The organism is Polaromonas sp. P1_G4 (assembly GCF_056405475.1).
The window spans coordinates 1-1,435 of the sequence record NZ_JBFUCA010000775.1 but is presented as its reverse complement, the minus strand read 5'-3'; the positions used below and the strand labels follow the sequence as shown (position 1 = coordinate 1,435).

Here is a 1,435-nt window from a genome sequence, read left to right as displayed (position 1 = left end):
GGCCAGTTGCTGGTCAATGAAGGCGGTCAGCTGGGCCTTGCTCATGGCGCCGACCTTGGTGGCGGCCAGCTGGCCGTCCTTGAACAGCATCAGGGTGGGGATGCCGCGGATACCGAACTTGGCGGGAATGTCGCGGTTTTCGTCGACGTTCATCTTGGCGATCTGCAGGCGGCCGTCGTAACCGGTGGCCACTTCGTCCAGAATCGGCGCGATCATCTTGCACGGACCGCACCATTCAGCCCAGTAGTCCACCAGCACGGGTTTGGAGGCTTGCAGCACGTCGGCTTCGAAAGTGGCATCGGTGGTATGTTTGATCAGTTCGCTCGCCATGGCGGCTCCTTTGTCTGTTTAGGATGGTTACGATACGGTACGGCTAAAGTTGTAGTCATTGTGGCAGAAAGCAAGTGGCCGGGTCGGGCGCGCGGGGGCTATGGCGCCGATAGAGATTATTCAATTTGCGGCTTCCGGCCCCATTTCTTTCTTGCCAACCTCTTTTCCCCAACCTCTGTATGCCACCCGTTCCAACCTCTGATGCCGCATGGTCCGCGCCTGATGCGCTGTGCTGGCACCAGGCCATGGGCCGGCTTGCAGAAGCGATGCAGGCGCGCGGCGTCCATCCCGCAGAAGCCGTGGTGCTGCTGCCCTATGCCCAGCTGATCCAGCAGGCGCGCCGCGCCTGGGCTGCGCAGGCAGGCGAGACATTTTTTGTTCCCCRCTTTGAAACCACCATGAACTGGGCCAGCGGCCTGGGCGGCACGCTCGGCTTGTATGTGCCTTCAGGCGACGATTTGCGCATGGATGTGGCGGTCGACATGCTCACAGCCGCATCGCTGCTGGGCCGCGCGGGCCTGGGCGCCCAGCAGGATGCGCTGGCGGGCCGGCTGGTTGAAGCGGCGTGGAGCCTGGCCGGTGTGGCCGCAGCCGTCGTGCCGGCCGCTCGCCGCGCCTGGAGCGAGCGCTTGGCGCTAACGCTGGGAGCAGGCCTGGATTCGCCGGTGCTGGCCCTCGAAGCTGCCGTGGGGCGCATTGCGCTGGCCTGGGCGGCGGCGTCCGCCTATCCCACGGACCGCCTTTTCCAGGCGAAACCTCAGCTGCTCGCCGTGCTGGAAGGCTTTCAGGCCGACCCGCTTACCGAGGCCCTCAAGGCGCACTTCGGCGACCGGTCGGTTTCCATCCCGCTGTGCGTCTCACTCGAAGAGCCCTCGGCACCGCCCGCGCTGCACATTGCGCAAGACGCCGAAGACGAAGCGGGCCGCGCCGCCGCCTGCGTGCTGGCGCATCTGGCGCAAGGCCGCAGCCCGGTTGCGCTGATTGCGCAGGACCGGCAACTCACACGCCGTGTCGGCGCCATGCTCGCTGAGCGCGGCATCGCCATGCGCGATGAAACCGGCTGGAAGCTTTCAACCACTCGCGCCGCCGCCGCTCTGATGAGCCT

1 protein-coding gene and 1 pseudogene are annotated in these 1,435 nt (G+C 65.8%); one reads left to right on the top strand and one right to left on the bottom strand.

The window, feature by feature from the left end:
* Nucleotides 1–330: thioredoxin TrxA (gene trxA, locus AC1D1X_RS23220; RefSeq protein WP_077594529.1), on the bottom strand; the 330-nt coding region annotated here is incomplete at its 3' end.
* A 179-nt stretch (nucleotides 331–509) separates the two neighbouring features.
* On the opposite strand from trxA, the pseudogene AC1D1X_RS23215 reads away from it, so the two are divergent.
* Nucleotides 510–1,435, top strand: a pseudogene (locus AC1D1X_RS23215) (PD-(D/E)XK nuclease family protein); the annotation flags it as partial.